This is a genomic window from Rhodococcus tukisamuensis NBRC 100609 (assembly GCF_001894985.1).
GTDB lineage: Bacteria > Actinomycetota > Actinomycetes > Mycobacteriales > Mycobacteriaceae > Rhodococcus_G > Rhodococcus_G tukisamuensis.
In genome coordinates, this window is the sequence record NZ_BCXG01000006.1 from 67,903 (window position 1) to 88,144 (window position 20,242).

At 67.2% G+C, this 20,242-nt stretch carries 21 protein-coding genes; 17 read left to right on the forward strand and 4 right to left on the reverse strand.

Annotated features, from left to right (window positions below; translation table 11 throughout):
* Positions 1-8: 8 nt before the first annotated feature.
* The 4 genes from RT2_RS08785 to RT2_RS08800 form a co-directional block, all read right to left on the reverse strand.
* Complete coding sequence (locus RT2_RS08785) at positions 9-821, reverse strand: ESX secretion-associated protein EspG (RefSeq protein ID WP_083577214.1); 813 nt, start codon at positions 819-821, stop codon at positions 9-11.
* Positions 818-2,110: a PPE domain-containing protein gene (locus RT2_RS08790; RefSeq protein ID WP_072844400.1), complete on the reverse strand. Its 1,293-nt coding sequence runs from the start codon at positions 2,108-2,110 to the stop codon at positions 818-820. The genes RT2_RS08785 and RT2_RS08790 overlap by 4 nt, the downstream gene beginning before the upstream one ends.
* 24 nt (positions 2,111-2,134) lie before the next feature.
* Complete coding sequence (locus tag RT2_RS08795) at positions 2,135-2,443, reverse strand: PE family protein (protein ID WP_072844402.1); 309 nt, start codon at positions 2,441-2,443, stop codon at positions 2,135-2,137.
* A 312-nt stretch (positions 2,444-2,755) separates the two neighbouring features.
* Positions 2,756-4,054, reverse strand: coding sequence for an MFS transporter (locus tag RT2_RS08800; protein WP_072844404.1), 1,299 nt, complete (start codon positions 4,052-4,054; stop codon positions 2,756-2,758).
* Between the two features lie 683 nt (positions 4,055-4,737).
* On the opposite strand from RT2_RS08800, the gene RT2_RS08805 reads away from it, so the two are divergent.
* The 17 genes from RT2_RS08805 to RT2_RS08885 all read left to right on the forward strand — a co-directional run bounded on the left by RT2_RS08805 (position 4,738) and on the right by RT2_RS08885 (position 20,141).
* Positions 4,738-6,165 (forward strand): aromatic ring-hydroxylating oxygenase subunit alpha, encoded by a 1,428-nt coding sequence (locus tag RT2_RS08805; RefSeq protein WP_072844406.1) that lies wholly within the window; start codon positions 4,738-4,740, stop codon positions 6,163-6,165.
* 2 nt (positions 6,166-6,167) lie between these two features.
* Complete coding sequence (locus RT2_RS08810) at positions 6,168-6,755, forward strand: 3-phenylpropionate/cinnamic acid dioxygenase subunit beta (RefSeq protein ID WP_072844408.1); 588 nt, start codon at positions 6,168-6,170, stop codon at positions 6,753-6,755.
* Positions 6,752-7,063, forward strand: a complete 312-nt coding sequence (locus tag RT2_RS08815) for a hypothetical protein (RefSeq protein WP_072844410.1) — start codon at positions 6,752-6,754, stop codon at positions 7,061-7,063. Before RT2_RS08810 ends, RT2_RS08815 begins: the two co-directional genes overlap by 4 nt.
* On the forward strand, positions 7,060-7,842 hold the full coding sequence (gene hcaB, locus RT2_RS08820; RefSeq protein WP_072844412.1) for a 3-(cis-5,6-dihydroxycyclohexa-1,3-dien-1-yl)propanoate dehydrogenase: 783 nt from the start codon (positions 7,060-7,062) through the stop codon (positions 7,840-7,842). The genes RT2_RS08815 and hcaB overlap by 4 nt, the downstream gene beginning before the upstream one ends.
* Positions 7,843-7,881: 39 nt before the next feature.
* Entirely contained in the window at positions 7,882-8,079 is a 198-nt protein-coding gene (locus RT2_RS25790) for a ferredoxin (RefSeq protein WP_031940479.1), read from the forward strand.
* Positions 8,076-9,278, forward strand: a complete 1,203-nt coding sequence (locus tag RT2_RS08830; protein WP_072844414.1) for an NAD(P)/FAD-dependent oxidoreductase — start codon at positions 8,076-8,078, stop codon at positions 9,276-9,278. Before RT2_RS25790 ends, RT2_RS08830 begins: the two co-directional genes overlap by 4 nt.
* Complete coding sequence (gene phtC, locus RT2_RS08835; RefSeq protein WP_072844416.1) at positions 9,275-10,000, forward strand: 3,4-dihydroxyphthalate decarboxylase; 726 nt, start codon at positions 9,275-9,277, stop codon at positions 9,998-10,000. The genes RT2_RS08830 and phtC overlap by 4 nt, the downstream gene beginning before the upstream one ends.
* Positions 10,001-10,346: 346 nt before the next feature.
* Entirely contained in the window at positions 10,347-10,553 is a 207-nt protein-coding gene (locus RT2_RS08840) for a hypothetical protein (protein ID WP_072844418.1), read from the forward strand.
* A gap of 545 nt (positions 10,554-11,098) precedes the next feature.
* The gene (locus RT2_RS08845; protein ID WP_072844420.1) at positions 11,099-12,349 is read left to right on the forward strand and encodes an ABC transporter substrate-binding protein; all 1,251 of its coding nucleotides are present in this window, start codon (positions 11,099-11,101) and stop codon (positions 12,347-12,349) included.
* A 122-nt stretch (positions 12,350-12,471) separates the two neighbouring features.
* A complete protein-coding gene (locus tag RT2_RS08850; RefSeq protein ID WP_072844422.1) occupies positions 12,472-13,353 on the forward strand; it encodes a branched-chain amino acid ABC transporter permease in 882 nt (293 codons plus the stop codon).
* 120 nt (positions 13,354-13,473) lie between these two features.
* A complete protein-coding gene (locus RT2_RS08855) occupies positions 13,474-14,481 on the forward strand; it encodes a branched-chain amino acid ABC transporter permease (protein WP_245709129.1) in 1,008 nt (335 codons plus the stop codon).
* On the forward strand, positions 14,478-15,287 hold the full coding sequence (locus tag RT2_RS08860; protein ID WP_072844426.1) for an ABC transporter ATP-binding protein: 810 nt from the start codon (positions 14,478-14,480) through the stop codon (positions 15,285-15,287). The genes RT2_RS08855 and RT2_RS08860 overlap by 4 nt, the downstream gene beginning before the upstream one ends.
* Complete coding sequence (locus tag RT2_RS08865) at positions 15,280-16,056, forward strand: ABC transporter ATP-binding protein (protein ID WP_072844428.1); 777 nt, start codon at positions 15,280-15,282, stop codon at positions 16,054-16,056. The genes RT2_RS08860 and RT2_RS08865 overlap by 8 nt, the downstream gene beginning before the upstream one ends.
* Positions 16,056-16,628 carry an NADPH-dependent FMN reductase gene (locus tag RT2_RS08870; protein ID WP_169888233.1) on the forward strand — a complete coding sequence of 191 codons (573 nt, stop codon included), beginning with the start codon at positions 16,056-16,058 and terminating at the stop codon, positions 16,626-16,628. Before RT2_RS08865 ends, RT2_RS08870 begins: the two co-directional genes overlap by 1 nt.
* Before the next feature lie 2 nt (positions 16,629-16,630).
* A complete protein-coding gene (locus tag RT2_RS08875) occupies positions 16,631-17,779 on the forward strand; it encodes an alpha/beta hydrolase (RefSeq protein WP_072844432.1) in 1,149 nt (382 codons plus the stop codon).
* Positions 17,779-19,365, forward strand: coding sequence for a long-chain-fatty-acid--CoA ligase (locus RT2_RS08880; protein WP_072844604.1), 1,587 nt, complete (start codon positions 17,779-17,781; stop codon positions 19,363-19,365). The genes RT2_RS08875 and RT2_RS08880 overlap by 1 nt, the downstream gene beginning before the upstream one ends.
* A complete protein-coding gene (locus RT2_RS08885; RefSeq protein WP_072844434.1) occupies positions 19,362-20,141 on the forward strand; it encodes an IclR family transcriptional regulator in 780 nt (259 codons plus the stop codon). The genes RT2_RS08880 and RT2_RS08885 overlap by 4 nt, the downstream gene beginning before the upstream one ends.
* Positions 20,142-20,242 lie beyond the last annotated feature (101 nt).

Consider the following 20,242-nt stretch of genomic DNA (forward strand, 5'->3'; position numbering starts at 1 on the left):
CGGCGAGATCAGACCTCGCCGACCAGGGCCCCCACGGCCTGCCGGACCCGGGCGTCGCCGCCCGGTCCGAGCGTGGACCAGGCAGTACCGTCGGTGGCGGTGCTCGAGGTGCCGAGGATCCGGCCGTGGTCGGTGTCGATCACCGCGACCGGTGCGCCCAGCGGTGCGGACCGGCCGTCCGCGCGGCGCATCGCGACGATCTCGGTGCGGGCGAAGCAGGTGGCCAGCGCGGCGGCCAGCACCCCGGCCTCGCGGGCCGCGACGCCGAGGGTGGCGAGCTTCCGGGCGGTCGCAGCCGGGTCCGCGCAGTCCGACAGGGCCTCGACGAGCCCCGCAGTGACGGCGTTGACGGGTTCGAACATCAGTGGCCGCGCGAAACCCGCAGTGCCGCACAGGAGGTCCCGAATCGGAACCGAACAGGGTTGCAGCACAACGGAGTTCTCCTCACAGTGGGCCACGACCCCGCCGAGCGGGCCTAGCGCCACGCACAGTCGGCCGCCGTCGCCGTCGCCGGTGTAGCGGCGCAGCGCGACCTCCCGGTCCGGCCGGGCCAGGGTCCGCAGTCGGTCCGCGAGGTCCGGGTGCGGGTCGCCGTGGTCGAGCAGGCCGCGGCCGGTGAGGGTACGGGCCGCCCCGACGAAGGCGGCGTCGCGGGCCGCGGCGGTGTCGAATCGTGATGACGCGTCCAGCGCCACCGGCAGTTCGTCGATGCGCAGCAGGTGGACCAGCAGGCCCAGTTCGTCGAGGGTGAGGGTCGCGGAGGGCAGCCCGGCGGGCCCGAGCACCGCGCCGGAGGTCAGCACCGCGGGCGTCTCGATCACGACGAGAAGTCCGGGTCCGCGCCGATCACCGACGGGATCACCACCCGGCCGTCGCCGAAGTGCTCGAACCCGCGCAGGTAGTCGGGCGTGTGGTGCAGCTCGTCCTCGCCGGCCCCGCGGGCGGCGCCGGTCATCGGTGCCCCCACCGGCCCGCCGCGGGCCGACGCCGCGGCCGTGTCGGCGCGCGACTGGTCCGGGCGCAACGCGTCGGGGAGGGGTGTCGTGCCGGCGCCGGGGGCATGCCCGGTGCCCCCGCCGGCCGCCCCTCCGCCTAGCTGGCTGCTGCCCCCGGCCGATGCCGCGCCTCCGGAGTACCCCGACGCGTCGGCATCGGCTGCGCTGCCGGAATGACCTGCGCTGCCGGAGTATCCACGTCCGCTGAACCCGACGGCCCGGGTCGCCGTCGATCCCGGTCTGCCGTCGCCGCCACGAGGGCCACCCTCGCCGCGCGCACCGGTGACGTGCCCGCCGGTGCCGTCGCCACGACCGGTGGCGCCGGGACCGGGTCCGATGACACCGCCGGTCAGGGCGGAGACTGCGTTCGGTGCGAGGGACGTGGCGCTGGAGGCCGCGGTGCCCAGGCCGGACCCCGCGATCGAGCCGGCCTGCGACGCCGCGCCGACCACAGCCGGGTTCTGCGCCTGTGCCAGCGCGGCCGCCACCGCGGCCCCGGCCGGGGTGGTCCGGAAGTCGTCGAACGCACTGCCGGCGGTCGCCGCCGCCGGTCCGTCGCCGTCGGAGGCCCGCGGCCCGTTCGCCAACGGTGGTGGGGGAGTGAAGGACTGGGGCGACGCTGCTGCCGTCGACGCGGACTCGTACGCCTCCATCACCAGCCCGGCCCGCACATCCATGGCCCGGTCCGCGGCCTCCGCGGCGGCGCCCGCGCCGACCAGCGTCCCGCCTACGGTGTGCGCCAACACCTTCGCGGTCTTCACCGCCGCGATCTCGGCGATGCTGGGCATCGCGAGCCGGGCGACGGTGTGGGCGGTGGCCTCGGCGCCGGCCTTGCTCGCGGTGACGGCGGCCAGTGTGCCCGCCTCCTGCGTCCACGCGTGGAACGGCACCAGCTTCGCCAGCGCGGCGTCGGCGGCGAGGCCCTCCCAGCCGACGCCCAGCTCGGCCACCACCCTGGTCATCGTCAGGGTCGCGTCGGTCAGGGCGGCGGTCAGCGCCGTCCAGGCGGCGCTCGCGGCGGTCAGCGCGACCGGGCCGACGCCGGCGTTGAGCGAGGTCGAGTTCACGGTGGCACCACGCGGCAGCCAGACCACGCCGGTGAATCCCAGGGTCATGTCGGTGTCTCCTCGGGGCGGTGCTCAGGCGCCCGCGTCGAGCGCGGTGCCGAAGGAGTGGTCGAGGTCCGTGTACTCGGCGGCCTGCCCGCGCAGGGTGACCGCGGCGGTGACCAGTTCGGCGATCCCCGTCGCCGCGGCGGGCAGGAAGCTGTCCGCGACCGAGTTGAACGACGCGGCGGCCATGGTGGAGACCTCCTCGCTGCCGGCGGGCGAGAGGTGCAGGGCGGCGGCGTTGGCGTCGAGCGCGGACCGCAGACGCTGCGCGAGGGCCTCGAGTTGGGCGGCGGCGGAGATCAGCGCGTCGGGTGAGACGTACACGTGGCCTGGCATGGTCTCGGCCTCCTGGAGGGCTCGCGGAAATGGTCCGTCAGGAGATTGGACGCGCCGCGCCGCGGCGCGGTTCCACGAGCGAACTGTCGGATTCAGACCGGCACTCCCACGGTCTGTACAGGGCTGGAAACGGATGAAGGCACCTTCGGACCGTCAGGTCGTCCGAAGGTGCCTTCATCGTGGGGCATGGAACTATTTGAACCCGGCGGCGATGTCGCGGCCGATTGGGTACTCCACCGTGAAGCCGCAGCCGCCGTGCAGCTGCACGGCGCGGTCCACCACCCGCTTCGGCAGCGCGGTTGGCCGTGATGATCAGCCCCGGATGGCGCGGCGGTCGCGGTCCGGATCAGAGAGGATCAGGACCCCGACGGCGGCGATGGCGGCGCAGACGCCGATTGCCTGGAACGCCAAGCCGTAGCCGGCGGCTGGGGTGGCGGCATGGTCGACGATGACGCCAGTGGCATAGGGCGCAACGAGTCCGCCGACAGCCATCGTTGCGAGGAACACGCCCATGGTGCCGGCTGTCTGCTGAGGTGGGCACAGTTCGGAGATGGCGGCGTTGAGAAGCGGGAAGGCCATGCTCACGGACGCATAGCCGATCGACAGGGCTAAGACCGTCACGATCGGCACGTCGAAGAGGGGCAGAGCTGCCAGGATGGAACCACCGACGAGTACACCGACGCACGGGACGATGATCCGTGAGGTTCGGGACCTTCCCCCCGCTGCCATCGACCGGTCGGTCAACGTGCTCGAGACGATCATCAAGACCAGGGCGATGACGGATGGAATCGCGAACATGGACCCAGCCTGCATCGCGCTGTATCCGAGACCTTTCTCGAAATACGAAGGGAGCCAGGTCAGCACGACGGTAGTCAGTGCGTAGACAAAGATGGTCAGCGCGGAGCAGCTCAGGAACGTGCGGGTCAGGAAGATCTTTCGCCACGGAACACTCGGCTCGGCATTCTCGTCGTCGCCGTGCGACTTCGACGTCTTCCCCGTGTAGGGGCCCTCCTGCCATCCGATCAGCCAACACACCGACCAGGCGAGGCCGAGGAAGGTCAACGTGATGACAGCTGTCCTCCAGCCGTAGCTGACGGTGAGATAGGTGAGGACCGGGGCGAGCAGGATCTTCCCGACTGACCCTGATCCCATGAGGAACGCTCCTGGCAGCCCGCGCTTGGCGGGTGGATGCCAGGAGTAGGTCGCTGTGTGCATGAGCGCGGAACTCGGGCCTTCGGCGAGGCCCAAGAGCATACGACCAGCGATGAGGGTGACCAGGCTGGCTGCGACCACCAGGGGCAGCAACACTACCGACCACACCGCGGCCAGGATCAGCAGTGCCCAGCGCAATGTCAGATACTTGTTCAACGGGCCCGCGAGGAAGCCCCCGATCGTGAACGTCAGGAAGAAGAGTGAGCCGACCATGCCGATCTGGGTGGAACTCAGCCCAAGTTCCCGTGCCAGTGGCTGGGCGATGATGCCCAGGATGGCCTTGTCGGCGAAGTTGACGACGTAGAGGAATACGACGAGCCCCGTCATGCTCCAGGCTCGCCGCCGGTTGTCGGCTCGGACTTGGACAACTATCGGATCAATGGTCTGTTCAGCGGTCATTCGGTCATTCCTTCGGGCTAGAGCTCTGGACCCTCTTGGGCTGAAGTTCTTGGATGTGGTGCGTCGGCGGTTGCAGTCCTGGCGCACCTCAACTGTGTCGCAGAACACGTTTCTGCTCACTAGAGGAGATTTATAGCAGAGGAGATGTCGGTCGACAAGGCTCGACGCTCGCCAAACTGGACCTGGCGATCTGCAGGACGGATTCGTCGACTCCGGCGTAGTCGATCGAGCAGATCGCTTGCGCGTTACCGGGTCTCGAGGCCGAAGCTCCGGCCCCAGTTCCGGATGCTGCGGTGGATTCGACGCAGTGCGGGGTGCGGTAGAGCGCTCTCGCCGCTTGGTTGTCGATCGACGGCCTGACGGCCGGGTCGGCGCGTCTCCGATCGAAAGGCCTGCGAATTGGCCGGGTGCGGCCACTGGAGGTCGTGGTGGCCCGACGCTTCAAATGGCCGATTTCGCACCGGTGTCGCGCGTTCACTGTTCCAGCGTTGCCCTCTGTCGGATGGGGCCTCGGGACGCTGGATGTTGCTGCTGCGTAGGTGGCCCCGGCGCCGGGTGCGCGCCCGGGGTTCGGGTCCGACCGATCCACACCGCTCGCCGTTGGAAGAGTGGTTGACTCAATCGGAGTCGCGGTGCAGAATCAGTTTCTGTAAACCAGAAACTTTCTCTTGAAGTGAGGTCCCATGCGTGATGCGGCCGACGTCCTCGCCAACGTCCGGCGGGGCATGCTCCCCGCCCACATCTACAACGACGCCGAGGTCTTCGAGGCGGAGAAGGAGCGCTTGTTCAGCCGGGCGTGGATGTTCGTCGCCCACGAGTCGGAGCTGCCGCAGATCGGCGACTACGTCGTGCGCCGGGTCATGGACAACTCGTTCATCGTCAGCCGTGACCAGTCCGGCGAGATCCACGCGATGTTCAACATGTGCCTGCACCGCGGCATGCAGGTGTGCCGCGCGGAGCAGGGCAACGCCTCGCACTTCCGCTGCCCGTACCACGGCTGGTCCTACAAGAACGATGGCCGCATTGTCGGCATGCCGTTCCACAAGGAGGCCTACGGCGGCGAGGAAGGCTTCGCACGCAAGGGACAGCGACTGTTGCCTGCGCCCAGCTTGGGCATCTACAACGGGCTGATCTTCGTGTCGATGGACCCGGACGCCGAGCCGCTCGAGGACTTCCTCGGCGACTTCAAGTTCTACCTCGACTACTACACCAAGCAGAGCGCCAGCGGCGTCGAGGTCCGCGGACCGCAGCGCTGGCGAGTCAAGGCGAACTGGAAGATCGGCGCCGAGAACTTCGCCGGCGACATGTACCACACGCCGCAGACCCACACGAGCGTCGTCGAGATCGGCCTGTTCCGCGAACCGAAGGCGGAGAAGCGCAAGGACGGCAACACGTACTGGGCGGGCAAGGGTGGCGGCACCACGTACAAGCTGCCCCCGGGAACCTTCGAAGAGAAGATGAACTACGTCGGCTATCCCGACGAAATGGTCGAGCGCATGAAGGAGCAGTGGTCCCAGGAGCAGGTCGACGTCATCGGACGCGACGGCTTCATGATCTCCGCCGCCTCGGTGTTCCCGAACATCAGCCTGGTCCACAACTGGCCGAAGGTCGCCGAGGGCGACGACGTCCTGCCCTTCATATCCATCCGTCAGTGGCAGCCCATCAGCGCCGACGAGACCGAGGTCCTGTCCTGGTTCGTCGTCGACAAGGAGGCCCCGGAGGAGTTCAAGAAGCTCTCCTACAAGGCCTACCTGATGTGCTTCGGCTCCAGCGGCATGTTCGAGCAGGACGACGTCGAGAACTGGGTCTCCCTCACCAACACCGCCGGCGGCTCGATGGCCCGCCGTCTGCTGCTCAACGGTCGCATGGGCATGCTGCACGACGACAGCCCAGTGGTGCAGCCCCTGACCGAGGACGAGTTCTGTGGTCCGGGCGTCGCGCACGTCGGCTACGGCGAATACAACCAGCGGCACCTGCTCAACGAGTGGGCCGACTACCTGGAGAAGCCTGCGCCCGTGCCGGCCAACATCCACGTCGGTGCTCCCCAGGTCGATGGTGAGTGCAGCAGTGAGACGGCAGCGCAGTGCAGCAGCGAGAAGGTGGAGGCGTAACCGTGAGCACCTACATCCCCATCGACTCCGCCAGCTCTCCGCTGGGCCAGGGCGCGTCGAAGACCGCAGCAGTGGGTCCCTCGCTGGCGTTCGACGATCAGCGGCACCTGACGGCGCACCGCTGGCTCGTGGAGGAGACCTACATCCTCGACCGGCAGGACTACGACGCCTGGCTGGACACCCTCGCCGAGGACATCCACTACTTCATGCCGATCCGCGTCACCACGGCGCTGGGTACCGGCTATGACACGGCCAAGGACATGGCGCACTTCGACGAGGACAAGTACTCGCTGAGCCGCCGCGTCGCGCGCTTCGACACCGGCCACGCCTGGGCGGAGGACCCCCCCTCGCGCCTGCGCCACCACCTGTCCAACGTCCGCACCTTCGCGACCGAGAACGAGAACGAGCTCGTCGTGGAGTCGGCCGTCCTGCTGTTTCGCAGCCGCGGCGACGTGCTGGAGCCCTCGCTGCTCTCGATCGGGCGCGTCGACCTGCTGCGTCTCGAGGACGGCGTCTGGCGGCTCGCCCGCCGGCACATCGCCGCCGACGAGTCCGTGCTGCGCATGCAGAACCTGGCGGTGTTCCTGTGAAGCTCTCCTGGGAGGGCGAGGCGGAGGACGCCGCGGCGGCGGCCCGGGCCAACTCGCGGCTCGGTGTCCTGCAGGACCAGCGCGACGGCGAGACCATCGTCATCGCGAACGAGTTCTCGGACATGCGGATCTCGAAGGTGCACACCCGCAACGGCGTACGGCTGCTCATCGAGTCGCCGAAGTCCGGTCAGTGGATCACCCTGGACGCGCTCGAGCTGGAGGCCCTGACCTGGCAGAACGAGACGACGCTCTCGGCCATGGTCGGCAAGCCGTTCCAGTCGCTCATCGCCACCGAGGACGCCTCGTGACCGGCTGGCTCGACGGCAAGCGCGCGCTGATCGTCGGGGCCGGCTCCGGCATCGGGCGCGGCGTGGTGGACGCCTTCCTCACGGAGGGTGCCAGCGTCGGTGTGCTCGAGCTCGACTCGGCCAAGTGCGAGGCCCTCGCGGCCGAGCACCCCGAGGTCGCGGTCGTGCAGGGCGACGCCACCAAGGCGGCGGCCAACAACGCCGCGGTGTCGGCGGTCGTGGATCGCTTCGGCGGCCTGGACGTTCTGGTGAACTGCGTCGGGGTCTTCGACTTCTACCGCAAGCTCGAGAGCATCGACGCCGACATGCTGGACCATGCGTTCGACGAGATGTTCGCCGTCAACGTCAAGTCGCACCTGCACAGCGTCAAGGCTGCGACGCCTGCGCTGCGTGAGTCCGGTGGCTCCATCGTGCTCACCGAGTCGACGTCGGCGTACTACCCGGGCCGCGGTGGAACACTGTACGTCGCATCGAAATTCGCGGTGCGCGGGCTCGTCACCACCCTCGGGTACGAGCTGGCGCCGGCCATCCGTGTCAACGGCGTCGCCCCCGGCGGCACCCTCGGGACCGATTTGAGCGGGCTCGCGACGCTGGGCCTGACGGAGAATCGGCTCGACGGCCCGGACCGGGCGAAGGAGCTCGCGGGCCGCAACCCGTTGGGCGTCGCGCTCGACGGCCTCGACCACGCGTGGAGCTACGTATTCCTCGCCTCCGATCGGTCGCGCGGCATCTCCGGCCGCGTCGTCCACTCCGATGGCGGGATGGGAATCAAAGTCTAAGGCCGTGTTACGCGCGACCTACTGAAGGAAGAATCTCACATGGCAATTCTCAAGGCGAACCTCGAATTGTGCCAGGGCTACGCGAATTGCGTGGTCGCGGCGGACGACGTCTACGACATGGACGACGACGGTCTGGTGGTGCTGCTCAAGACCCGGGTGGACGAGTCCGACCGCCAGCGGGTCGAGACCGCGGCGAAGAGCTGCCCGGCCAACGCCCTCTGGCTGGAGGACGAGTGAGCGGCGGGGTTCTCGTCGTCGGCGGCTCGGTCGGCGGCATCCGCACTGCCCGCGCGCTGCGCAATGAGGGCTACGCCGGGGTCGTGACGGTCGTCGAGGCCGAGTCGCATCTGCCGTACGACAAGCCGCCGCTGTCCAAGGCCCCGCTCGACGGCGACGCACACGTTCCACTGCTCACCGCGGACGAGGCGAGCGAGCTCGGCATCGAGCTTGTATTGGGCAGGGCCGCAGTCGAATTGCGGCCGCAGGCCAAGCAGGTGGTGCTGGACGACGGGGTTTTTCTGGGCTACGAGGAGCTGGTCATCGCCACCGGCGCGGCCGCGCGGCCGTCGCCGTGGACCGGTCCCGACGTGCACGTGCTCCGCGCCATCGCGGACGCCCGCGCGCTGCGCGTGAGCCTGCGGGGCGCGAACAGGCTGCTGGTCGTCGGCGCCGGGTTCATCGGCGCGGAGGTGGCCTCGCTCGCCCGCAAGCAGGGCATCGAGGTCACGATCGTCGACCCCGCTCCCACGCCCATGGCGCGGGTGGTCGGAGACGATCTGGGACAGCGCTTCTCGCAGCTGCACCGCGCGAACGGGGTGGACACGCGCTTCGGCGCGACGGTGTCCAGCCTCGAGCAGGTGGACGGTGGCATGTGGGCCGAGCTCTCCGACGGCACGAAGATCCTCGTGGACGCCGTCGTCGTCGGTATCGGCGCGGTGCTGAACACGCGCTGGCTGGAGTCCTCGGGCCTGGCGCTGGAGGACGGCGTGGAGTGCGACGAGTATGGCCGCGTGGCCGGCGCCGAGCACATCTTCGCCGTCGGCGACATCGCCCGGTGGTACCAACCGCGGCAGGAGAAGGCAGCTCGCGTGGAGCACTGGACCAACGCCGTGGAGCAAGCAAATTGTGTGGCCCACAACATTTCTCATCCGTACTCGACCCTCTCGCACGACCCGGTCGCCTACGTCTGGAGTGACCAGTACGACTGGAAGATCCAGCTTTTCGGCACGCGGAATCTCGAGGGCAGTCCGGCCGTCGTGGAGCAGTCGGATCCCTTCCGGTTGGCTGCTGTGTGGCAGGACTCCGACGGGCGAGCCAGCGGCGGGTTGACGGTGAACTGGCCCAAGGCATCGGTTCAGCTCAGACGCACTATTGCGGCGGGCGGTCCGGCCGAGCAGGTCCACGCCCAGCTCGCCGGCACGGCGGTGCAGGCATGAGGCCCGGGGAGCTCGAGGAGCTCCGGGCGCTCGTCGCCGAGGGCTGCCGGGTGCTCGCCGCCCGGCAGCTGGCCCCGGGGATCTTGGGGCACATCAGCTTCCGGATCGACGAGTCGCGGATGCTGATCCGCTGTCGGGGGCCGCAGGAGCGCGGGCTGCTGCGCACCACCGCCGAGGACATCCGCCTGGTCGACATGACCGGCGCGCCGGGCGCAGTGGGTGCGCTCGACGGCGGCTACACCGTGCCGTACGAGTTGCCGCTGCACAGCCGGATTCTCATGCGCCGTCCGGATGTCACCTCTGTGGTGCACGCGCACCCGCACAATGTCGTGGCCGCCGATCTCGCGGGGCTGCCCATCCTGCCCATCGTCGGGGCCTACGACATCCCGGGAGCGGTGCTGGCACACGGTGGAGTGCCCGTATTCCCCAGGGCCGCTTTGATTCACAACCCTGCCCTGGGCGACGACGTGGCCGATTCCCTCGGCGATCGGCCGGTGGTGCTCATGCGCGGCCATGGCCTCACGTCCACCGGCGCGTCGGTGCAGGAGGCGGTGCTTCGCGCCATCTCTGTCGACGTGATCGCCTCGCTGTCGTTGTCCATCGTCTCGGCGGGCGGCACGCTGGTGCCGATCGGTGCCGAGGATCTGGCGGACTTGCCGAACCTGGGTGCTGGTCTCAATTTGGGTGCCGCTTGGCGCCACGAGGTGTCGCGGCTCGACTAGGCGCGTCGGGTGGTGTGACGTTGGCCCGTTCGGTATCGCACCGGCAGTTCCTTCCGGCACTGTCGCCGAATTCAGTTCAGCTTCGTTGCTGATGTGGTCTGCCTGCCCGCGCGGCCCGCACGGTGCTCGCAGAAGAAAAATCCTCTGCACAAGGAAGCTTCTCCGTATCAGCCCAGGTTGGGCGACTGCATCTTGTGCTTATCGATCGATAGTGAAGTCCTTGACTCGGCGGCTTGTATGCCTGTTCAATGCTCGAGACCGCCGGTTCGGTGTGGTTCAGGTCACAGCCCGAAGGGACGTACGGAAGATGCTGAGGAAAGCTGTTCCAGCCCTCGCAATCGCCTCGATGCTCGCGTTGACCGCTTGCGGCGGGTCGGACGGTGGAGACTCCACAACAGGTGCGGACGGGATCAAGGTCGGGAAGGGCGTCGGCGATTCCGAGATCAATCTCGGAATCCTCACCGACTACTCCGGCCCGATCGCCCAGGCGGCAACCTCCGGCTCGATCGGCCTGGAGATCAAGCTGGATCAGGTCGAGGCAAGCGGTTTCTGACGGTCGGGGACCACGCGCCATCCGACCGATCTGATTTGAGTTAATGCTTGGCAAATGCCTCCGGAGGTGCGCGTAGGGGGTGGTCGACGGCCCCACTTCGCCGAGGGGCGGGACGTTGACGCCCCGGTTCTCGGGTGCCTCCGGGGGTGTTCGGCATATCTGACCGAAATGTTCTGACCATGTCGTCCGTTGTCCGTCGACTTATCCGCCCGGATTCTCTGGGCGACTGCGCTGCCACCCGCGCTGGGGCTGGGTCTGTCAGCGCAGCGCCGGAGACTTCTCTGAGTGATCCCGGCGCCGGGACTGAATTGGACGACCGTCCTGTCCGATTTCCGGAACTCTCCCCGCGCGACGACAACCTGCGCGTTTGGCAGAAGATCTTTCTGCACAGAGGGCTATAGAACGATATATGCAGGTGACAGCACTAGCGTTTGGAGGTTATCGAGCGCTAATCAGGTATTGACGGAAGGGCCGTGGGGCTGTTGAATGCACTGGAGCGCTGATCCGATGTGCGTCACGTCACAGATTCCAAGAGGGGTATTTAGATGGTCTCGATGAAGGCGGTTCCGGTTGTCGCGGTCGCCGCGATGCTCACGCTCACCGCTTGCGGTGGGTCCGGCAGCGACGCCTCCGCAGGCGCCGACGGCGTCAAGATGGGCATCGGTGTGACCGACACCGAGATCAACCTGGCGCTGCTGTCCGACTACTCCGGCCCTCTCGCCCAGGCGGCTACTTCGGGCACGGTCGGCATGCAGGTGCAGGTGGACGCAGTTAACGCCGCGGGCGGCGTCTGCGACCGCAAGCTCGTCCTGCACAAGATGGACACCAAGTACGACCCTCAGGTCGCCACGCAGCAGTACCGCGCCATCAACAACAAGGTGGTGATGATGCCGCAGCTGGTTGGAACACCGGCGATGATGGCCATCAAGGACAACATCGCGAAGGACAACATGCCCACCTTCGCGTCCTCGCTCAACACCGCCGCGATCAAGCTCGACAAGGTCTCCATCTACACACCGCCCTTCGAGGTGGAGCTGATCAACGGCCTCGTCTGGGCCGCCCAGGAGGCCGGTGCCAGCGCCACCAACCCGCTGAAGGTCGCGGTGATCACCCCCGCGGATCAGTACGGCACGATCTACGCCGACGCCGTCAAGTTCGCCGCGGACAAGATCGACGGCGTGGAGGTGGTCGCCAGCCCGGCGTACACCCCGACGGACAACGACTTCACCGCTCAGGTCGCCGACCTGAAGAAGTCCGGTGCTCAGGTGGTGATCCTCGGCAACACGATGGCTCAGACCGCGAGCATCGTCGGCCAGTCGGCGCAGCTTGATTTCAAGCCCAAGTGGGTCGGCTACTCGGCCGCCTGGAACGCGGCGCTGGCCAAGCCGCTCGCGGGCCTGCTGGACAACTTCTACGTGTCCGCCAGCTACGGCGTGCTCGCTGACGAGGTCCCGGGCATCGCGGACATGAAGACGGCCTTGGCGGAGTACGCGCCGAACGAGGAGCCGAGCAACTTTCAGGTCGTCGGCTGGCTCAGCGGCGTGGCAACCCAGGCCGTGCTCGAAAAGGCCTGTGAGAAAAAGGACCTCACCCGCGACGGCGTGCTGGCGGCGATGGAAGACCTCGAGATCGATTTCGGTGGCATCCTGCCGGCCGTCAACCTCAAGGACGGCGACTCGATCGTCAGCTACGAGACGAGGATGAACCGTGTGGATGCCGCCGGGATGATGATCCCGGTCGCGGACTTCAAGGCCGCCGGCGAGGCGAAGGCCTGGGGCGCGGCGAACGGCTTCTAAGTCGAGCGTCGAGGTGCCCGCTTCCCCAGGACGGCGGGCGCCTCGACGCCACCCAAGTACTACACCTCGCCCGTCTAGAGCCCAAGTGCCACACAATGTTCGACCAAAGGAGTAGAAGGGGAATGTCGCTCTTCTTACAGCTCGGCTTCCAGGGCATCGCCCTGGGAATGGTCTACGGACTGATCGCCCTCGGGTTCGTGATCATGTTCAAGGGCTCACACACATTCAACTTTGCCCACGGCGAGATCGTGGCACTGGGCGCCTACGCAGTGTTGGCCTTGATGGCCTTCATGCCCTGGGGGCTGGCGTTCGTCATGGCGGCCGTCATCGTCGTGGTCCTCGGGGTCCTGATCGAGGCGGTCTTCCTCCGCCGCATGGTTGGCAAATCCGTGACTACCGTCGTGCTGGCGACACTGGGCATCTCGATCATGCTCCACCAGGCGATCCTGATGATCTGGGGCGTCGGTACACACGGCTCGGCGGGCCCTGTCGGCTCCGGCACAGTGAATGTCGGCTCCGTGGTCTTGCCTTGGAGTGGCATCGTGACGATCGGCACCTCCGTTGTGGTCCTCGCTGGACTGGCCTACTTCTTCCAGAAGACCCCGTACGGACTGGCGCTCCGCGCGACCGCCAGTCATCAGGAGGCGGCGCTCGCACAGGGAATCGACGTACGGCGGATGTTCGCCCTCTCATGGGGACTCGCGGCCTTCCTTGCCGTGGTGGCCGGCGTCTTCCTGGCGTCCTTCCCCCGGGTCGTCTCGCCGTCATTGGGAATCGTGGCGCTGCTTGCCATCCCCGCGATCGTGATCGGTGGCATGGACTCGCTGGTCGGCGCGATCGTCGGAGGTTTGGTCGTCGGCCTGATTCAGGTGATGGGGTCCTACTACCTGTCGGACATCGGGGGCGGCCGACTGCACGAGGTCCTGCCCTACATCGTCATGTTCGCCGTGCTGGTGGTCCGACCGTACGGACTCTTCGGCAGTAAAAGCGTTGAAAGGGTCTGATCGATGACAACAACTCTCGAACCCGCACCCGTCGACGACGCCACCGCAGGTGGTCCGGCTGACGTCGTGCGGACCAAGAAGCGAAGCACGCGTGTGTGGGTTGCGGTGTGGGTCGTGGCGATGCTGCTGGTGCCCTGGGTCGTGCAGTCCGACCTCTGGATGGGCGTCGGAATCTTCGCGCTGATTGCGGCCGTCGGCGCCCTCGGCATGCAGGTCATCACCGGCTTTGCCGGTCAGATCTCGATGGGCCACGCGGTATTCATGGCGATCGGTGCCTACACCTCAGCCTGGCTGGGAGTCGATGTGGGACTGCCGGTCTGGGTGTGGTTGCCTGCAGCCGCAGTGGTTGCCGGACTCGCTGGTGCCCTCGTCGGTCCTGCGGCAGTGCGCATCCGCGGGCTCTACCTGGCGGTTGCGACGTTGGCCCTGATTTTCATCGGCACGTACGTCTGGGAGACCTGGACCAGTATGAGCGGTGGTGTCAATGGTCGGACGGCCCCTGCGGTCGAGATCAATGGGCAGGACTTGCTGGACGGTTACCGGTCGTCGGGAGGCGAGGAGATCCTGACCTCGTTCCAGGCTTGGTGGTACTTCGCGCTGGCAGTGCTGCTCGTCGTCACCGTGCTGACCTGGAACCTCAAGCGCTCGCGGCTCGGTCGCGCCTTCATGGCGGTCCGAGACCGGGACATCGCCGCAGGCGTCGCCGGGATTCCTGTGACCAGGACCAAGGTCGTCGCCTTCGTTGTCTCCTCGTCCCTCGCCGGTGTCTCCGGCGCGCTGCTGGTGTCCTACATGGGCTACTTCACGCCGAGCCAGTGGACGATGATGGTCTCCGTCGACTTCATCGCCATGGTCGTCATCGGTGGTATGGGCACGGTTGCGGGCGCGATCCTCGGCGCATTCTTCATCAAGGCGATGCCTGAGATGGTCAATGTGGTCTCGCCGTACCTTCCGTTTGTCTCGAAGGACGCGAGCGCCGACGGCGGCGTCACCGCGCCCCTGCTCTCTCAGTTCCTGTACGGCCTCGTGATCGTGCTGGTCCTCATCTTCGAGCCCAAGGGTCTGGTCGCGCTGTTCAAGCGGCCTGTCGACTGGGTCCGAGCTCGAATCTCGGGAGGTAGCAAATGAACTCGCTGGTCATTGACAGCCTCAGCGTCCGCTACGGCGCGGCCTCGCTTTCGCTCGAGGACGTGAGCCTCACGGTTCCCCAGGGCCAGATCGTCAGCCTCCTCGGGCCCAACGGCGCGGGCAAGTCGACACTGATGCGCGCCGTCTCCGGACTGCTCGGCGTGCACGGTGGCGCCGTCGCCTCGGGCAAGGTCGAACTGCTGGGCAAGGACGTCACCAACGACCGGTCGTCCAAGCGTGTCAAGGCGGGGCTCGCGCAGGCGTTGGAAGGCCGGCAGGTGTTCCCCGGCCTGACCGTGGCCGAGAACCTCGCGAGCGGCGGCCATGTCCGGCGTTATCGCAGGGCCCAGGAACTCGAGGTGCGCGAGCGGGTGCTGCACCACTTCCCGCGGCTGGGCGACCTGATGGCGCGCAAAGCCGGTTATCTCTCAGGCGGCGAGCAGCAGATGCTGGCGATCGGGCGGGCGATGATGTCCCAGCCCAAGGTGCTCCTGCTCGACGAGCCGAGCCTCGGCTTGGCGCCGAAGATCGTCGCGGATGTCCGCGACGTGATCGTCGACATCAACAAGGAGGGCACATCCATTCTGCTCGTAGAGCAGAACGCGGCAATGGCGATGGCGATTGCCCACTACGGATATGTCTTGGAAGGCGGCCGCGTGGTCAAGGAGGGCAAGGCGGAGGACCTGCGCGGCGACGCGGAAATCGCGGAACTCTACCTGGGTGCGTCGGCGGTGGGCACAGCCGAGCCTGCGCCGGCAGTGCAGGCCACGGGAATCGATACCGAAGGAGCGATCCAGCATGTCTGAGACGCGTGCCGACCTGTTGGAGGTCGAGGACCTTTCCCTGAGCTTTGCCGGAGTGAAAGCGATTGATGGCGTGAGCTTCTCGATCGCCGAAGGTGAGTTGTTCTCCGTCATCGGTCCGAACGGTGCGGGCAAGTCCTCGTTGTTCAACTGCATCTCGGGCGTATACGCGCCGCAGTCCGGCTCGGTGCGCTTCGCGGGCGAAGAGATCCTCGGGATGCCCGCTCACAAGATCGCGAAGAAGGGCATCGCCCGGACCTTCCAGAACGTCGAGGTCTTCCCGGCCATGACGGTGCTGGACAACCTGTTGCTCTCGCGGCACAACGCGATGCGCGCGGGCGCCTTGGAGAACATGCTCTGGCTGGGTCGCTCTGCTCGCGAGGAGAAGGCCGCGGTGGAGAAGGTTCGTGAGGTCGCGGCACTCATGCAGATCGAGCATCTGGCCGACATCCCTGTCGGATCGCTGCCGCACGGCACGCAGAAGCGCATCGAGCTGGCGCGGGCGCTGGCGATGGAACCCCGACTGATCATGCTCGATGAGCCCGTCGCGGGCATGAACCACGACGAGACCGCCGAGATGACGGAGACCATCGTGCAGGTGAACCGAGACCTCGGCGTGGCCATCCTGCTGGTCGAGCATGACATGAAGATGGTCATGGGTATCTCGAACCGCGTCTGCGTCCTCAACTTCGGTCAAAGAATCGCCCTCGGCAAGCCCGCCGAGGTTATCCGCGACGAGGAAGTCGTCGCAGCCTATCTGGGAGCTGCATGATGAGTGACGATCGTTTTGTTGTCTGTGGAATCGCCGGCAGCCTCCGCCGAGATTCGTGGAATCGCAAGCTCCTCGAAGCGGCGGAGAAACTAGCACCCGCCGATGTCGATTTGCGGATCACGGAGCTGCTGGGCGACATTCCGTTGTTCAACGAGGATCACATCGGTAACGAGGCGGAGAGCGTCCATGCGCTGCGCGCGGAAGTTGCGGCCGCCGATGCCGTGGTCATCGCCACGCCGGAATACAATGGTGGTATCCCCGGCGTCCTGAAGAACGCGCTCGACTGGCTCTCGCTGCCGCTCGGCAGTTCGGCGCTCGAGCGCAAGCCGGTGGCGCTCATGGGCGCGACGCCCGGCCGCCTCGGCACAGCGCGCAGCCAGTTCGAACTGCGTCACACTTTCGTCTTCTCGCGGTCCCCGGTGCTGCCGGGGCCCGAGATTCTCCTCAGTTTCGCGCCCAATCACTTTGACGAGCAAGGCCGGCTGACGGATCCAATCGTCCTCGAACGGGTCGATTTGATGTTTACGCACCTGAAGAAATACGCAAGTCTCAATGAATACGAGGTTGTCTGACCATGTCCGGCGCTACCACCAGCCCGACCGTCCACAAGGAATTTGTCAGCAGCGAGTCCCCGGGCGCGAAGCGCGCGGGGGCCGGCGGCTACCCGTGTCAGGGGATCTACTACACGCCGGCCGGCAAGAAGCCGCGCATCGCGATGATCGCCTCGCACTACCAGATTGACTTTTCCGAGCATTACATCGCCGAGTTCATGGCTGAGCGCGGTGTCGGATTCCTGGGCTGGAACACCCGGTACCGCGGCTACGAGGAGCTCTTCAATCTCGACCAGGCCCTGGTCGACATCGGCGTGGGCGTCCGCTGGTTGAAGGAACATGCAGGTGTGGATCAGGTTATCCTGCTTGGCAATTCCGGCGGCGGGTCGCTGATGGCGGCCTACCAGGCGCAAGCTGTCGAGTCGTGCATCCGTCCCGCCCGCGATATGGAACCCGCGTTGGGTATCGACGAGCTCATCCCCGGTGACGCCTACATCTCCCTCGCCGCGCACGGCGGCCGGCCCGATGTGCTGACCTCGTGGCTGGACGCGGCCGTCGTAGACGAGAACGACCCGACGCTGACTGACCCCGAACTCGACCTGTTCAACCCCGAGAACGGCCCGCCGTACTCCGAGGAGTTCATCGAGCGATACCGTGCTGCGCAGGTTGCTCGCAACCACCGGATCACCGCGTGGGCCCGGGAAGAGCTCGCCCGGGTCACCGCCGCTGGCTACTTCGACCGGCACTTCGGTGTTCCGCGTACCTGGGCGGACCCCCGCATGGTCGACGCGACGCTGGATCCGAGCAGTCGGCCTGCGGGCGAGTGCTACCGCGGCTCGACTGCCGTGGCGAATCGCGGCGACCGCGGCATAGGTGCCGGGAGCACGCTGCGGAACTGGCTGCACATGTGGAGTCTCGAAGAATCCCAGTGTCGCGCGGAAATGCACATGGAGAAGATCACTGTGCCTGCGTTTGTCATCAACCCTGACGGCGACACGGGCGTGTTCCCCAGCGATGCGGACGCGCTGTACAACGCCATCGCCAGCACCGACAAGCAGCGCAAGGACCTGCCGGGCGATCACTACTTCGTCGAGCCGGCCGGCGCCCGCGAGAAGGTCGCCGAGGTCATGTGCGACTGGATCGCCGAGCGCTTCCCCAAGGCGCAGTGGTGATGGGCACCGAGAACGACGAGCTGGGGCTCGCACGCAAGCAGCACTGGGTCAACCAGGTTGCACGGCACGCCTTCGAGCGCGGCGACCTCCCGGCCATTGTGTTCGGCGATCGCCGGATCACCTGGGCGGAGCTTCAGCAGCGAGTGGTTGCCGTCTCTGCCGCACTCGCCGAGCGCGGTGTGGGCCGCGGCGACCGCGTTGCGCTGCTGATGGGCAACCAGGCCGAGTACATCGAGATCATCATCGCCGCCAACCGGATCGGTGCTATTGCCGTGCCGATCAACTTCCGGCTGAGCGTCGGCGAGGTGGCGTTCACGCTCGACAACAGCGGGTCTGTCGTCCTCTTCGTGGACAAGCAGGCGAACGCCACCGGAATCGCCGCGTGCGCGGAGGCCGAGGGCCAGGTCCTGGTCTTCCAGGTCGGTGAGGGCATCGACGAGAGTGCTGGCGGCGCAACGCCGTACGACGTCCTCGTCGCCCACCCCGGTTCGGGCGCCTCGATCGCCGTGACCGAGGAGTCGGAGCCTGCGCTGCTCATGTACACCTCGGGCACCACCGGACGCCCCAAGGGCGCCGTGCTGACACATCGCAACCTGGCCGCGCAGGCGGCCACGAACGTGATGGCCTTCCGCTTCGAAATGCACGACGAGGTCAGCCTCTGCGCCGCGCCGCTGTTTCACATCGGCACCCTCGGCTTGGCGGCGCCGGCGATCCTGATGGGCGCCACGGTGGTCGTAATGCCCAGCGTCTCCTTCGACGCGGGCGCCCTCCTCGACGTCGCGGAGCGCGAGCGGGTCACGTCGACGTTCCTCGTACCCACTCAGTGGCAGGCGGTCTGCGACGAGCAGGAGCGGGTGCCGCGTGACCTGTCCAGGCTCCGTGTCAGCTCCTGGGGTGCGGCGCCGGCCAGCGACACCCTGCTCCGCAAGATGGGCGAGGTTCTGCCGGGCGCGGCGAGCCTCGCGCTCTTCGGGCAGACCGAGATGTCCCCGGTGACGTGCGTGCTGGAGGCCAAGGACTCACGCCGCAAGCTCGGCTCCGTCGGGCGCCCGGTGCCCGGGGTCTGGGCCCGCATCGTCGACCCCGACATGGTGGATGTGCAGCCCGGTGAGGTCGGGGAGATCGTCTACCGCGGCCCGGGGCTCATGTCCGGGTACTGGAACAACCCGGAGGCGACGGCGCAGGCCTTCGCCGGCGGCTGGTTCCACTCCGGTGACCTGGTGCGGATGGACGACGAGGGTTTCATCTATGTCGTGGACCGCGCGAAGGACATGATCATCTCCGGCGGGGAGAACATCTACTGCGCCGAGGTCGAGAACGCGCTGGCCGGCCACCCCGACATCGCCGAGGTTGCCGTGATCGGCAGGGCGCACTCGACTTGGGGCGAGACCCCGGTCGCGGTGGTCGCGCTGAAGCAGGGCGCGGCGGATCTGACCATCGAGGAGTTGCGCACCTGGGCCGGGGAGAGGTTGGCTCGTTACAAGCTGCCGACTGACCTCGTGGTGGTCGATTCGCTGCCGCGAAACGCCTCGGGCAAGGTCACCAAGAACGTGTTGCGCACCCCTGCCGTTACCCTACCTGCGTGACTGCAAAGGAAGATGCACCTCCGAATCGTCCGCAGTACCCGATCGAGTCTGTCGACAACGCGCTTCGGATCCTGTTGCTGCTCGGCGATCGTCGCAGCATCCGGCTGACCGAGGTGAGCGAGTATCTCTCGGTGGCCTCGTCGACTGCGCACCGGCTACTGGCGATGCTGCAGTACCGCGGGTTCGTTCGTCAGGTCGAGGGCTCGCGGGCTTACGAGCCGGGCCCGGCCCTGACGACGATAGCGTTCGCGGTCCTGCGCCAGACCGACGTTCGGGCGCGCGTGCACCCGGTCCTCGAACGGCTCTCGGCCAGCCTCGGCGAGACGGTCCACCTGGCCCGGCTCGACGGGAACACGGTGACCTTCGTGGACTCGGTCGAGAGTGCTCGGGCGGTGCGGGTCGGGTCCCGCATGGGCATGACCATGCCTGCGCACTGCACGTCGTCGGGCAAGGCGCTGCTCGCCACGCTGGACGACAGTGGGGTGCGCGAGCTCTACCCCAAGGAGAAGTTGACGGGCCTGACCTCGCACTCGATCACCAAGCGGTCGGTTCTGCTCCGCCAGCTCGCGGAGGTCCGCCGGGTCGGGTTCGCCACGAGCGACGAGGAGTCCGAGGACGAAGTTGTGTCGGTGTCGGTCTCGCTCGGCGAGTACGGCGGGGCGCACTATTCGTTGAACGTCTCCACGCCCAAGAGTCGGATGTCCGACGTGACCCGCGAGGAGATCGCCGCCGCACTGGCCCAGGCGGTGGACGAGGTCGCCGCGTTCTTCCTGTGATCTCGGAATAGAACGAATCTTCCTGCGCGGCAAGGGTAAGGCATGGAAAAGGCCCCGCCGATCGAATCGATCGGCGGGGCCTTTCCTTGATCGCGTCCCTA